The sequence below is a fragment of the Microcoleus sp. N3A4 genome, from assembly GCF_036701805.1.
GTDB lineage: Bacteria > Cyanobacteriota > Cyanobacteriia > Cyanobacteriales > Microcoleaceae > Microcoleus.
Genome location: NZ_JAUBRJ010000118.1, coordinates 1 through 13,034 on the forward strand (window position 1 = coordinate 1; position 13,034 = coordinate 13,034).

Genomic DNA, 13,034 nt, shown 5'->3' on the forward strand with positions numbered 1-13,034 from the left:
ACCTGGTTTATTATATAATCCGAGCATTCCCTCATCTTCCCATCGATTCAACCAGTTATACATGGTCTTATAACTAACTTTAAAGATTTTCATTAAATTTTTATTGTTGATATTTTGTGAAGCTAAAATTAAAAATTGTGCTCTTTGACGCACTTGATGATGTCTGCTTTCGCGATAAATTCGGTTTAGCAATTTCAACGAAAGTGGATTGATATCTCGAAGTAAAAACATATAAAATTTTTTTGAATACAACTTGATATTTTCAGTATATCATATTAGTTGATTTGTGTAATTAATTTTGTTGAGGTACTTATACTCGATCGCGCAACGGATCTTCAGCGCGTTGTTTTTACACAAGACGAGGATTTTCTGGCCATAGCCAACCACCGCCAGCAGGAGGAAGTCAATTTTGCTGGCGTCATCTATGCCCATCAACAGAATGTAACTTTTGGTGATTGCATTCGTGACTTGGAAATCATTGCTAAGGTTAACGAACCTGAAGATTTAGTTAACTGCGTTCAGTATCTACCTTTGTAGCCAATCCTGATTTATAGGCCTGAAACCGGGTTTTTTCCGAGAGTGTTGATACACCGCCCAAAAACTGCGAAAAACCTGGTTTCTTTAGTCGAAGTGCATCCATCTATCTCCAGCCATCTGCTGAACCCTAGCAATAATTTCCCTCACAGTCTCCGCGTCGGGCGATCGCAAATGCTGTAAAATATCCAAAGATTGCTGTAAATAATTCAAGGCGTTGTCAAAATCTCCCTTCTCATCTGCTAACAACTGTCCAAGCATTGCGAAAGTAGCAGCTTTCCCTCGAAGATTGCCAATTTTTTCCTTAAGTTCGAGTGATTGTTGATAAAATGCGATCGCCTTTTCTACATCCCCTTGATTGGCATAAATTCCTGCTAGTTGGTGCAAAGTAGCAGCTTTCCCTTGAACATCGCCAATTTTTTCCTCAAGTTCGAGTGATTGTTGATAAAATGCGATCGCCTCTTTGGGATTTCCCCAATCGTTCTGAATCCATCCTAATTCATGTAAAGTATTTGCTTTTAAAGATATGAAGTCTTCATCATCTTTCGCTAAATCTAAGGCTTGTTCTAGATAGTATTTTGCTGTTTTATATTCACTCCGGCTGCGATAGGCAACTCCCAAATCATTCAAAACTCTGATCCGAGTTTTCAAATCCCTTTCAGTTTCCTCGCGCCCATTCGATGGAGTATATTCGATCAATAACCGTTTTAATAAATCGATCCGTTCCTGCTTTTCCGGCAACTCACAATTGCTAATTCCTTTGCTAGCATCCAGAGTTTGAGAAATCGCATCGTCTCTAGTATTTACAGGAGTTTTGAACACAAAAGTCCCCGAATTCCATGCCCAGAAATCCGGCGCATAATTAGCAACTCGCGTAATCGCATAATCCGGCAAACAAAACAGCATTAGATGCGGCACCATAACCGGATAAGCATCTCGCACCCAATTAAAATCTACCAGCATCGGCGGATATTCCCCCGTCATTCCGATCGCATTTTCCACTCCCCGCACAATGAAAATCAACTTTTTGTCTGGTTGAACTTTGACTGTTGGCAAAACCTTCAGAATTTCATCCATCAAAAAGCGCATATCAGGATCGGGAAAATCCAAAATTTCAAACTGCATCTCTTGACAATCGGGGTGGTTAATCAATGCCTGAATAATCGCGTCTCTATCCTTGACAAAATTGCTTTGGATAAATCCCAAATCAAAGGCATTGTCGGGAACAATATCGACAAACGTCAGCAATTGGTCAAAAGATTCTTGATTGAGTTCAACAATCCTTTGTCGGTATATTTCAGGGATTTCCTTGAATTGATCTAAGGGCTTGTTGGAAAGCATAGCTTTGTTTTACGAGTGGGTTGACATAATTCCACCGACTATTTCCGTTGTATTCCAAAACGGAAAGATTGAATAATAACTTTTGTCCCATTGCATCTTTAGCAATATCTTTTTCGAGGCAAACCCGCGCTAAAGTTGTATAATATTCTGGCGTAGGAGTAGACCTTTCAAAGTCAAATTGCTGTTGATTTAAAGCGTAAGTTACATCTTCAGGCAAAATTTTAGTGTGTTTGCGAGTTGTAGCTGTCAGACAAGCCGATCTGGTTATCTGCATCAACTGTCGCACATGGCCACCACTGGCTTTTACCAATTCTAGCAACTGTTGTCTATCGGCAAATACGGCACTAACATCAACCCGCTGCTCGATCAAACTGGCAACTCCCTCTAATCTTTGCTGATTGTAATTTAAATCGCACTCGCTGCGATTAAATTCATAAATATTCACCATTGGCACGATGTTGGGATTGCTAAACAAATTACTAACATTTTTATATAAATAAATTACTGAAATCGGCACTGTATAGATAATTGTACAGTCTAATTCTTGGAGTTGAGGAGCGTAATCAAAAAACAAATGATTGCCAACATTTGGAGGAATCCGGTCTAAGTTGTCAACAATCACCAAAAATCCTTTTTGGTAGCGGTCTGGATATTTGCGTCTCAGCTTGTCAAAAGCATCTTTTAGCAACAAGTTAATATCTGTTTGCAAGCGGGATAAATTACGCTGAAGAGTTTCCCGAATCACTTTTTTTTGTTGACTAGAACCGGGAGCATCCCAATTTGGTAAAAAGCGTTTTTAGTAGTGCGAGCGTCTCGCTCGCGATCCCTACCGCGAGCGAGACGCTCGCACTGAAAACGATCCAAATATATTATTCTGATGCAACCGTCCACGATCTGAAAGCAAAAATGGGATGCTCCCCTAGAACCTTTGATTTGACCGATCAATTTGGCGGTCAACTTAGAAATAAAGGGGATTTCTGCGCCTGCACTTGCTTCTGTTTCGATGCTGACAGAAGATTGAACGGTTTGTTCATTTTCTTGAGTAATATCTTTAAACCACGATTCAAAACTCTCTAAAAGTTTGGGATCGAACTTCAATCGTAATTTAGTTAAATCATCAGCTACTTTGTTGATAAAAAGCAAATATATAGCGGTTCTCAGAAAGATTCGCGGACGTTGTTGGGCCCCGGCCCTCTTAGTCTGGCTGGTTATGTAAGCTGTCAGTCATACCTCATCTTTTTGAGAAAGGCTATAAATCGGTATATTCAGCATCATAAGCATCTAGTTCCCGATCGAATTCTATGTAAATCACCCGATAGTCATTTTCCCACCGCGACTGAATGCGTTTTAACTCTGTACTTTTGCCGCATCCCCGATGTCCCGTAAACAAAAATGTGTTAAATTCTCCCGGTTCTTGAATATACAAATCCGTGCTAACATCCTCGATCGCTACCGTGTTTCGTACTGCGGACAAATCCACATAATATCGGGCAATATCATCGCCCGTTAGAGGCTTGACATCGCAAGCGCGGTAAGCTTCTTTGAGTGTTTTGGCGCGGTTGGGTGGGAGTGAAGTCATCGGATTGTATATTGTAGATTGTAGATGGAACCCACAGCTTATCGCGATCGCGGACGATCGGGATGTGGAGCTTTTTAACTCCTATGTTAACTCACATCTCGCACTATACTCAAGAACTCGCGATCGCTACCAACCGACCACAGAAACCAGGTTTTTTCGCGAATCCACTTACAAAAATGATTAATAACTAATAAATAAGCCGCCTAAAATTAGCCCGATCGCAATTAACGCGACCCATATAAATCGATTGTCTTTCGTATTAACCTGACTTAAATCTACAGGTTCTGGTACACTGGTCTGGGGTTTAGCGTACTTGATATCAGCGTTGGGATTGGCTTGAAAACTGATTGATTGATTTTCATCTAAAGCTGCCAAATCAGGGATTTTTACCATCCATTCAGGAGGGATAGTGAGTTTGGGAGCTTCCAGAATGAACAGCAAGCGCTTTGCTTGTTGGCGGGTTTCTTGGCGGGGATGGCGGGTGAGCTTGCGGCAAAGCTCGATCGCCCTTTCTGTATTGCCAGAGGCTTCGTAGGCTGTCACCAGCCACATCTGCACCTCGCCGCCCAACCGGGAATTTCGATCGACTAAACCGGTAGCTGTTTCTAAACTTTGCACAGCTTCAGCATACCGGCCACTCTCAAAAGCTACTTGCCCAGCTTGGTACTCAGTTTGAACAATTTCTAACTTTTCTGAAGTCACCAGATTCCGACCAATTTAAAAATATTAATTCTCAAATCCGCAAAACACTAGAACTCGCTGTGGTTTGGCGACCTATTCGATTCTGCATCCCGTTTAGAATCCAATAGCTCAAATCGGTCTACTTTAATGACAGGGGATGATCGGTTGGCTCCATTGTTGCGATCTTGCCAGCGGTCGAACTTCAACGAACCCTTGACAGCAATCAACCGACCCTTACGAATATAGTCAGCAGCTATTTGGGCATCCTTGCCCCACAGTTCCAAATTGAACCAGTCTGGCTGATCGCTGCTCTTGGATGTGCGGTTGACTGCCAGCGTCAATCTGCACTTAACTGTACCCGACTCAAAATACTTCACGTCCGGGTCGCCGCCGACGCGGCCTACTAAAGTCACAACATTAAGACTCATAAACTTTTTTGGGAATGTGGTCGATCGGTGATGTAGTTAAACAGTCCACAAGCGCGCTAGCCTCCAAACTGAAGTTAGAATACCGCTTCTGAGGGCTTCATCCTGATTTTACACCCAGTTAGCAGAACATATTGATGGTGGATGATTGGCTAGTCTGCGCTCAACCTGAGCTCGACAATGTACATTTCTGACTAGACTCAGGATGAAAAACGTAATAGAATCCACCTCGGTTACACTTTTGTAACAACATTATTGCACACAATAGTATTTTAGTTTTTGGGGGGGGTACGAATCAGTGGGTCTTCTCAATCGATTTTCGTTATCTAGAGATATGGGTATCGACCTCGGTACTGCTAACACGCTCGTTTATGTATCCGGCAAAGGTATTGTTCTGCAGGAACCTTCTGTAGTGGCGATCGACCAAGATTTAAAAATACCGCTGGCTGTTGGAGAAGAAGCTAAAAAAATGCTCGGGCGCACGCCAGGGAACGTCATAGCACTTCGTCCGCTTCGCGACGGGGTAATTGCAGACTTCGATACGGCCGAACTAATGCTCAAGACTTTTATCCGCAGGGTTCACGAAGGCCGAAGCTTAGTTTCGCCGCGGATAATTATTGGCATCCCCAGCGGTGTCACCGGAGTCGAGAGGCGTGCTGTCATTGAGGCGGCAACTCAGGCCGGTGCTAGAGAAGTGCGGTTAATTGATGAACCTATCGCTGCTGCGATCGGGGCTGGACTGCCTGTTGCTGAGGCGACTGGTAATATGATTATAGATATCGGCGGGGGTACGACGGAAGTTGCGGTTTTGAGTTTGCAAGGTACGGTGATCAGCGAATCTGTGCGGGTAGCTGGCGACGAACTCAATGAGTCGATCGTCCAATACATGAAAAAAGTTCACAATTTGGTCATCGGCGAACGCACTGCTGAAGAAATTAAGATTCAGGTGGGTTCTGCATATCCCACTCCAGAGGATGACGACGTGATGATGGAAGTGCGGGGCTTGCACTTGCTCTCCGGTCTGCCGCGAACTGTTACTATCAAAGGCCCCGAAATTCGCGAAAGTATGTCGGAACCGCTTTCAGTAATTGTGGAAGCTGTCAAGCGTACTTTGGAACGCACCCCCCCGGAATTAGCAGCAGATATTATTGACAGGGGAATTATGCTGGCCGGCGGCGGGGCGCTGATGAAAGGTTTAGATACTCTGATCAGTCACGAAACAGGAATTGTCACTCATGTGGCAGCCGATCCGCTGTGCTGCGTGGTTTTGGGAACTGGTAGGGTATTGGAAAACAAACAGTTGGAACGGGTTTTCAGCGGGCAGTCGTCGCGCAATATGTAGTTAACAAATTTGGGATTTTGGATTTAGAAATAGGGCTGCCATCTCAAATCTAAAATCCTGACATAACAATTTTAGATTACTGAAATTATGCTAAAGAATACATTCCGCAAGTGGTGGGATCTGCGACTGCAAATAGCTCTTTTAGGTTTAGCTGTAACTGCTGCTTGGGGAGTTAGACAAACACAAGGTGCTCCACTGTTTGAAGTTTACAATTGGGTGACTCGTCCGTTTCAAGCCAACGGTTCTGGGCAAGAGCAGCTCATCTCGGCACGTACTCAAGAATTGCAAGCGCAGCTATTAGAATCAGAGACTCAAAATCAGAAGCTAAAAGAGCTTTTAGGTTACGTTTCTGCTAAGAAAACTAAAGGGATTGTAGCTCCTATTGTCGGTCGCAGCGCCGACCACTGGTGGCAGCAAGTAACTTTGGGGCGCGGCAGTAACGATGGCATCAAAACAGATTTTACTGTCATGGGCCCCGGCGGTTTGGTCGGTCGGGTTGTCAGCGTTACTCCTAATACTAGCTTGGTGCTGTTAGTCAGCGACCCTACGAGTCAATTGGGTGTGGGAATTACCCGCACTCGCCACATGGGTTTTATTCGCGGTAAAGGCCCAAATCAGGCTGTGATGGAGTTTTTTGATAATGTTCCCAATGTCAAGCCTGGGGATATGGTTTCAACTTCTTCTTTTAGTCAGTTGTTCCCTCCTGGTTTGCCGGTGGGAAAAGTGGTTTCGGTGGATCTGAATAAAACTCCGGCTCCAGAAGCTGTTGTTGAGTTCTCTGCACCGATGAATTCTCTGGAGTGGGCGGTGGTTTACCCTCACTCTAAGCAAGCCGAACAAAAGGCTTCGCAGGATCGATCTTCTGCACCGGAAGGGGGAGTAAAGCAGCCATGAAGGCTTTATCTCGGATGTCTTCGCGATCGCGCCAATTTCTCAACTTCGGCGTTACATTTGTTTCTGTGATTCTGTGCATGCTGATATTGCCCACTCGGATGCCGGGAATGGAATTGCTGGGAATTGGCCCGAACTGGCTGTTAATTTGGTTGGTAGCTTGGAGTATTAAGCGGAAACGTACAGTTTGGGGAGCTGCTAGCATGGGCCTGGTTTTGGGGTTTCTTCAAGATGCGATGACGGCTCCTCATCCCACCCACGCTGTGAGTCTAGTTATTGTCGGAGTCTTAACAGTTGTGTTGCTGAAAACCTGGTCGATTCCGGTAGATATTGTTGAGAGAGATCCGATTCCGATCGCGTTAATTGTGTTTGGGATGGCGGTGGTAGCGGAAACGGTGATGGGGATTCAATTTTTGGCTGTGGGCGATCGGGCTTTACTGGAAATTTGGAGCGATCACCAGCGAGTGGCTTTGTGTTCTGCTATTCTCAGCAGTCTTTGGGCTCCGGTGATTTATTTTCCCCTGAATCGCTTGTGGGAAATGACGAGGAATTTAGAAAAATCTTAGTCAGTCATTGGTCATTAGTCAACAGTCAACAGTCATTAGTCAACAGTCATTGGTCATTGGTCAACAGTCAACAGTCAACAGTTAACAGTTAACAGTTAACAGTCAACAGTCAACAGTCAACAGTCAACTGTTAATGTTGTCAGTCCACTATTACTTCTGGCCCAGAACCTAATAAGTGATGAACGGCAATAATCAAGTCGCTGAGAATGAAATTAGGCTGGTGCTTTTGCAGTTGATAGTGGCTGCGAATGCCGCAGGTAACGGCAATTGTGGGTATTCCCAATGCTTGTCCTGCGAGGATATCTGCTTCGGTATCTCCGATCATCCAAGCCGAACCCAAGGATGACTCAAATTCTTCTGCAACTTCAGCCAACAATTCGGTTTTTAAGGCTGTATAGTTGTGATAGGCAGCATCCGGCATCTGAGTTCCGCGAATGCAGGTAAACAGTCTGGCTAAACCGTAATTTTGCAACAGTTGAACGGCTTGATTTCTCGGCCGCAGGGTGACTAAAATCAGTCGCACGCCGCGGGAATGAAGAAGTCCGATCGCCCACTGCACTCCCGGCTGGATGCGATCTAAGTGCAACAAGTCTGGCTGATTGACAATCCGACTCACGCATCCGAGAAAAACGTGAATTTCTTCTGGGCACAAGCCGGAACTTTTGGCTATTTCAGCATCGGGCACTCGGTTTTGTTTCATTTGCCAAAACTGCTGTTTGCTGAGTATTTGAAGGTTGAGGTTGATTCCCCTAGCAAGATAAGCTGCTTGAGTGTCGGCCAATCCCTGTTGATAGGTGGCATAGTAGCGATCGGACACATCGACGATCGGCCCGTCTAAATCGCAAAATACCGTCATCCGGGGGGATGAGTCAGCCTCTGATGGTAGCTTGCACTGAGAGTTTTTGAAGTCCGGGGCGACAGCAGTTAACATAAAACGTTAAGTAAATCAAGGGAGCTATACATTTCTTGACTTTAGCAAGAATATTATAAGTTATAATACATAATTTTAAATGAGGTTATTAAAAAAACCTATTAAATTTTTGAGGATTGGGTTCAATAAGGGCGATCGAGCCTGCGCGTGGATAAATTCAAGGGAAAAAGTGATTTTTGTGGCTGTTGATATGTGCTTTAGCCATTAAAGTTTAGAATTAAGTTTTTAGTCTTTTGTAATTTACCCATGCTCAAACAAAGCGATTTTGTTAGGAATTCGGACACTAATCGAGTAGAGGTGCTGTCCGAAGCACTGCCTTACATTCAACACTTTGCCGGTCGCACCATTGTGGTCAAATATGGCGGTGCGGCGATGAAAGATAGCACTCTTAAAGACAAGGTGGTTCGGGATATTGTGCTGCTGGCTTGCGTGGGGATGCGTCCGGTTGTGGTTCACGGCGGCGGCCCGGAAATTAATATTTGGCTGGAAAAATTGGGAATTGAGCCGCAATTTAAAGATGGTTTGAGAGTGACTGATGCGGCAACAATGGAAGTTGTGGAAATGGTTTTGGTGGGGAAAGTAAATAAGGAAATTGTTTCGTTAATCAACCAAGCTGGCGGCAAAGCAGTGGGACTGTGCGGCAAGGATGCCAATCTGATTCAAGCTCGTCCTGACGGCCGGGAAGGAATTGGGTTTGTTGGTGAAGTCAGCGGCGTGAAAATAAATATTTTGGAGTCTTTGGTAAACAGCGGTTATATTCCGGTGGTGTCGAGCGTGGCGGCGGATGAAAACGGTCAATCTTACAACATTAATGCTGACACGGTGGCTGGGGAAATTGCGGCTGGTTTGGGAGCGGAAAAGTTGATTTTGATGACTGATACTGCGGGAATTTTGGAGGATTATCACAAGCCGGAGAGTCTGATTGCTAAGTTAGATATTCAGGAAGCGAGAGAGTTGGTTGAGTCGGGAGTTGTGTCTGGAGGGATGATTCCGAAGGTTAATTGTTGTGTGCGGAGTTTGGCTCAGGGTGTAAATGGTGCTCACATTATTGACGGTCGAATTCCTCATGCTTTGCTGCAAGAAATATTTACGGATGCGGGGATTGGGTCGATGATTGTTGCTTCTGAGTTTAGCAGCGCGAACTTAAGGCCGAAGTAAGCTGTAAATCCTAGCGTGGGGCGGGTGGGTGAAAGGGGTAAACTCGCTGCGATCGCGTAGATCCTAACTAAACCTGCCCCTTGTATCTTAAAAGAGTTGGCTGATAGTCCAGGGATTGAATATGCTATGGCTATTTTGAAAGCAGAGGGAATTTTAGTTCTGCATGATGAACTGGCCTTGCTTAGAAATGTGAGGGGAATAGAACTTAGATAAAGGCGATCGCACTTTCGCAAAATAAGGGCGATCGCTCTTCAAAAAAAGCAACAATTGCGCTACACCCAAGACATTATGAAACTGCTTTGAGGTCTTGCGTTACAGGCTTCAAATCGATGTCATCGTTGTCAGTCAGTATTTTAAATAAATGACGTGGGATGCCCGCTGCAATCAAAGATTCCAGATCGCGATCGAGCTTTGACGAGTCTTCATAGATGCCGACTTGCCTGACTTACGCAAGCTAAAGATGAATCTTTCGGGTCATTCACTCCCGTGTATTTGTACTGAATATCAAAACCTGCTGTTTCGCCAATTTCTTCGATATCCCAGTCTACCAGATTAATATCTATCGCTTCAACGGCTAGGGCAATATGACCGGACGGTATTGTGTCAAGAGGCTGGCAGCACCAGCCCTCAGAATGGTTCCAGACTCTCTTACCTTGAGATTCTCGAATTTTCATGTATTTTCCCTCACTGAAAGTAGCAGCGAAACCAGGCTTTGCTGCCCGGGCGAAGGCATTTTTTATCTGTCACTGAAGAGTCTGTACATCAGGATATGCCAGAATTTTTGCATCAGCAGTTAGTAACGGACACCCGCAAATTCTCGCAGTTGCCACAATGATTTGATCTGCTGGATCGCGGTGAAAACCTGTGAGTTTAGTTGACTCGACAATGATGGGAATGGTGAGTTCGAGTAGCTGCACTCCGGGATAAGCCAAAGCTTGTTTTAACCACTCATCAACTGTAACTGACAAAGTAAGTCTTCCCATTTCTACTAATTTAGAAACCTCCCAACAAGAAATGATGCTGACTCCTAAACCTTGAGATTGATATTGTTGTATCCAGTCCCGATGTTTCTGAGTCAGTCGTGTGTTATCGTCAACCCACCAAATCCATATATGAGTATCTAGTACAATCATTGTAGCACTTCCCAATCTTCCAACGAAACCGCAGGTTCAAACGGTTCATCATAATGAATGACTGTACCGCGCAAAGAATACATAAAAGTATTTTTCATGGTTTCATTTACTAAATTTAGATAGCTAATGAATTCTCGATATCCATCCAATTCTGTTTGTTCTTCGGAAGTTAGATTTGATGCTTGTTGTTGAGCTGTTAAAGTTTTAATTCGTTCCTGGGTTTGAATGGAAGCGCTGAATATTAAGAGTCCGTTGACTAACTCAATGCGGACAGAACCTTCCCTGGGCAAGCTGTTGGGTAAGTGAGGCAGTTTGAGGGGCAAATTAGCAATCATGGCATTAATTGACTGTATTTGATGTTGATTTTTTAATTATACCGATCGCTCTGTTGAGTTTGACCGTTGTTGTCATGCTGAAATTATAGGCCGATCGCACTTTCGGACAATAAGGGCGATCGAACTTTCGGACAGTAAGGGCGATCGAGCTTTGACAAGTCCTCATAGATGCCAACACTGAAAGTAGCATCGCACTTTGGAAAAAAGACCATCGCCCCTAAAAAGAAAAGGGGCGATACCAGTAGATTTCAAAAGGGAATAAGCGAAATTAGTGAATCAGGCAACGAAAAGTCAGGAGGCACAAACACGGGCGTATCTGGTCGAGTTACAGGCGTAGGCGTACTCTGAAGAGGTGGCTGATTAGCTAAAAAGTTTACAGTGGTGATACTGGAAGCCTGAACATTATTCAGTTGGGCTAATTGTTCACCTGTACTTTTCACAGTAAGGAGAGTATTAGCACCTGCGGTTTGAATCAAGATGTCACCCATATTTAAATTGGCTGGTACTTGGATGTAATCAGTTGTATTGTCAAAGTCGGTGATGATGTCTAAACCGCCACCTGTAGACAGGGCAAATGTATCTCTTCCCTGTCCGCCAGTGAGTGTATCAATGTCCCTGTCACCTGAGAGAAAATCATCGCCTTCACCGCCAGACAATTGATCGTTGCCTTTGCCACCAAATAAACTGTCGTTTCCCTCTCCACCTGAAATACTATCTTGACCGTTGTTTCCCACAATTAGTTCGCTGATGGTAGAGCCTGTAACTGTATCATTGCCACCTAGAAGCCAGACACCACCAGGAATATTTGTTAGTGGTCCTGGGGATAATTCGATCAATTCTGCGGTGTTATCGCCGAACAAGCGAAATAGACCATTATCATTGATAAATCTTAATGCCATCGTTATTTGTTATCAAATGCGAAGTTTACTGAGATCAGAACAGGATTTGATGGAAATGAAATTGAGAGTAATCGCTCTTAGAAAAAAATGAGCGATCGCTTAGCAGTAACGTAGATTTGTCCTAATTTCATTAAAGTTAATTTAATGGATTAAGAATTCCAGGTTCTTTTAACCTCACCATTAGAATTTACATAATACAATCCATTTATTCCGCTAGTAAAAGTGGCTGCGATCAAACCCTCATGACGAGGAATGTTTTCCTCTTTTTCTGCTTTAAATCCCACAGGCTGTACATTCCCTATATCGTCAAACCTGTCACCTTTGTGAGAGGGAAAATCGAAGTCACGCAACATTATCTCAGAGAAAAGATTAACGACACCATTGTGATAATCAACGACTTTGTTTTTAGTTTTTTCCGCGTCTAGGAACCCTCTTTCTTTATAGCCAATAAAATTAACTATATAGGAATCGTTGGCACTACTAGCTTTGTCATTATCACCTGCTGCACCTCCTAAGTTAGCGTCTGAAACGACCAATGCAATAGATTTAGTAGTGGCTTCACTAAAGTCTACTGTAGGATCTGGTCCAGGGTTATTGCCATCAATGTCGTAAGTGCCACCAGGAGAAGACGCTGGATCAAGTGCAACAAGCTCCTTAACACCTCCACTTATCCTTCCTATCTCAGAGGCAACGTAAGAGCCTAAACTATGACCTAATAAAATGGTTTTTTCAGGAGCTATTCCTAATTCTTTCAACCTATTTGTAGCCCAGTCAGCAACTGGCCTAATCCGCTTCGCAGCGTCGTAAGGAACCGTCCCTAGCAGCAGATTACCAGGGTCGTTTGCTGCCTGCTTCCAGTCTAAGTAAAGTACCTGAGAGTTTGGGTAATATTGACTATCTGCTGCTGTTTTTGCTAAGTTAATTACATTTTGATCTTCAAAACCATCACCACGACCATGAATTACTACAACCGTGTCTTTATTGGGGTCAATATTGCCACTATCCGCTGTCCCATTTTTACCATCCTTATTATAAAGCGATAAATTGACATCAAATGAACGATTCTCTACAGAGATACTATCTTTTTTCCAAGAGATATTTACACCAGCATCACCAGTATTTTCACGATGAAGAAACACCACGATTAAAGTCAGTGAAGGAGTCGCCTCCTCCACTGCTCTCCAAAACGGAACGTGATAGTTTCCCATCATTCCGCTCC

Annotated in this window: 19 protein-coding genes; 5 read left to right on the forward strand and 14 right to left on the reverse strand. The window is 44.0% G+C overall.

What is annotated here, in order from left to right:
* Window positions 1-231, reverse strand: a 231-nt coding sequence (locus QUA56_RS34910; RefSeq protein ID WP_333368122.1) for a helix-turn-helix domain-containing protein, incomplete at its 3' end; no start/stop codon positions are given.
* Window positions 232-279: 48 nt separating this feature from the next.
* On the opposite strand from QUA56_RS34910, the gene QUA56_RS34915 reads away from it, so the two are divergent.
* The gene (locus tag QUA56_RS34915) at window positions 280-537 is read left to right on the forward strand and encodes a hypothetical protein (RefSeq protein ID WP_333368125.1); all 258 of its coding nucleotides are present in this window, start codon (window positions 280-282) and stop codon (window positions 535-537) included.
* A gap of 84 nt (window positions 538-621) precedes the next feature.
* On the opposite strand, the gene QUA56_RS34920 is transcribed toward QUA56_RS34915, so the two are convergent.
* The 6 genes from QUA56_RS34920 to QUA56_RS34945 form a co-directional block, all read right to left on the reverse strand.
* Entirely contained in the window at window positions 622-1,875 is a 1,254-nt protein-coding gene (locus QUA56_RS34920) for a tetratricopeptide repeat protein (RefSeq protein WP_333368128.1), read from the reverse strand.
* Window positions 1,832-2,620, reverse strand: a complete 789-nt coding sequence (locus QUA56_RS34925) for a hypothetical protein (RefSeq protein WP_333368131.1) — start codon at window positions 2,618-2,620, stop codon at window positions 1,832-1,834. The genes QUA56_RS34920 and QUA56_RS34925 overlap by 44 nt, the downstream gene beginning before the upstream one ends.
* Entirely contained in the window at window positions 2,617-3,018 is a 402-nt protein-coding gene (locus QUA56_RS34930) for a hypothetical protein (RefSeq protein WP_333368134.1), read from the reverse strand. The genes QUA56_RS34925 and QUA56_RS34930 overlap by 4 nt, the downstream gene beginning before the upstream one ends.
* A 106-nt stretch (window positions 3,019-3,124) precedes the next feature.
* Window positions 3,125-3,454 (reverse strand): hypothetical protein, encoded by a 330-nt coding sequence (locus QUA56_RS34935; RefSeq protein WP_333368137.1) that lies wholly within the window; start codon window positions 3,452-3,454, stop codon window positions 3,125-3,127.
* 180 nt (window positions 3,455-3,634) lie between these two features.
* On the reverse strand, window positions 3,635-4,156 hold the full coding sequence (locus tag QUA56_RS34940; protein WP_333368140.1) for a tetratricopeptide repeat protein: 522 nt from the start codon (window positions 4,154-4,156) through the stop codon (window positions 3,635-3,637).
* A gap of 47 nt (window positions 4,157-4,203) precedes the next feature.
* Window positions 4,204-4,563 carry a single-stranded DNA-binding protein gene (locus tag QUA56_RS34945; protein ID WP_333368143.1) on the reverse strand — a complete coding sequence of 120 codons (360 nt, stop codon included), beginning with the start codon at window positions 4,561-4,563 and terminating at the stop codon, window positions 4,204-4,206.
* Between the two features lie 331 nt (window positions 4,564-4,894).
* Between QUA56_RS34945 and QUA56_RS34950 the strand changes: the two genes are divergently transcribed.
* The 3 genes from QUA56_RS34950 to mreD all read left to right on the forward strand — a co-directional run bounded on the left by QUA56_RS34950 (window position 4,895) and on the right by mreD (window position 7,359).
* Window positions 4,895-5,902 carry a rod shape-determining protein gene (locus QUA56_RS34950; RefSeq protein WP_333368146.1) on the forward strand — a complete coding sequence of 336 codons (1,008 nt, stop codon included), beginning with the start codon at window positions 4,895-4,897 and terminating at the stop codon, window positions 5,900-5,902.
* 87 nt (window positions 5,903-5,989) lie between these two features.
* Window positions 5,990-6,796, forward strand: a complete 807-nt coding sequence (gene mreC / locus QUA56_RS34955; protein ID WP_333368149.1) for a rod shape-determining protein MreC — start codon at window positions 5,990-5,992, stop codon at window positions 6,794-6,796.
* Complete coding sequence (mreD, locus tag QUA56_RS34960; RefSeq protein WP_333368152.1) at window positions 6,793-7,359, forward strand: rod shape-determining protein MreD; 567 nt, start codon at window positions 6,793-6,795, stop codon at window positions 7,357-7,359. The genes mreC and mreD overlap by 4 nt, the downstream gene beginning before the upstream one ends.
* A 139-nt stretch (window positions 7,360-7,498) precedes the next feature.
* Here mreD and QUA56_RS34965 read toward each other — a convergent pair whose 3' ends face one another.
* Window positions 7,499-8,290 carry an HAD family hydrolase gene (locus QUA56_RS34965; protein WP_333368155.1) on the reverse strand — a complete coding sequence of 264 codons (792 nt, stop codon included), beginning with the start codon at window positions 8,288-8,290 and terminating at the stop codon, window positions 7,499-7,501.
* Between the two features lie 246 nt (window positions 8,291-8,536).
* Between QUA56_RS34965 and argB the strand changes: the two genes are divergently transcribed.
* Window positions 8,537-9,448: an acetylglutamate kinase gene (gene argB, locus QUA56_RS34970; RefSeq protein WP_333368158.1), complete on the forward strand. Its 912-nt coding sequence runs from the start codon at window positions 8,537-8,539 to the stop codon at window positions 9,446-9,448.
* Window positions 9,449-9,870: 422 nt separating this feature from the next.
* Here the strand turns inward: argB and QUA56_RS34975 are convergent, their stop codons facing one another.
* The 6 genes from QUA56_RS34975 to QUA56_RS35000 all read right to left on the reverse strand — a co-directional run.
* Window positions 9,871-10,122, reverse strand: coding sequence for a hypothetical protein (locus QUA56_RS34975; protein WP_333368160.1), 252 nt, complete (start codon window positions 10,120-10,122; stop codon window positions 9,871-9,873).
* 69 nt (window positions 10,123-10,191) lie between these two features.
* Window positions 10,192-10,581, reverse strand: a complete 390-nt coding sequence (locus QUA56_RS34980; RefSeq protein ID WP_333368162.1) for a type II toxin-antitoxin system VapC family toxin — start codon at window positions 10,579-10,581, stop codon at window positions 10,192-10,194.
* A complete protein-coding gene (locus QUA56_RS34985) occupies window positions 10,578-10,916 on the reverse strand; it encodes a hypothetical protein (protein WP_333368165.1) in 339 nt (112 codons plus the stop codon). Before QUA56_RS34985 ends, QUA56_RS34980 begins: the two co-directional genes overlap by 4 nt.
* Before the next feature lie 4 nt (window positions 10,917-10,920).
* The gene (locus QUA56_RS34990) at window positions 10,921-11,106 is read right to left on the reverse strand and encodes a hypothetical protein (RefSeq protein WP_333368168.1); all 186 of its coding nucleotides are present in this window, start codon (window positions 11,104-11,106) and stop codon (window positions 10,921-10,923) included.
* Window positions 11,107-11,164: 58 nt separating this feature from the next.
* Window positions 11,165-11,815, reverse strand: coding sequence for a calcium-binding protein (locus tag QUA56_RS34995; RefSeq protein ID WP_333368171.1), 651 nt, complete (start codon window positions 11,813-11,815; stop codon window positions 11,165-11,167).
* Between the two features lie 149 nt (window positions 11,816-11,964).
* Window positions 11,965-13,034 (reverse strand): hypothetical protein (locus tag QUA56_RS35000; RefSeq protein ID WP_333368174.1); only part of this gene is annotated, 1,070 nt, incomplete at its 5' end.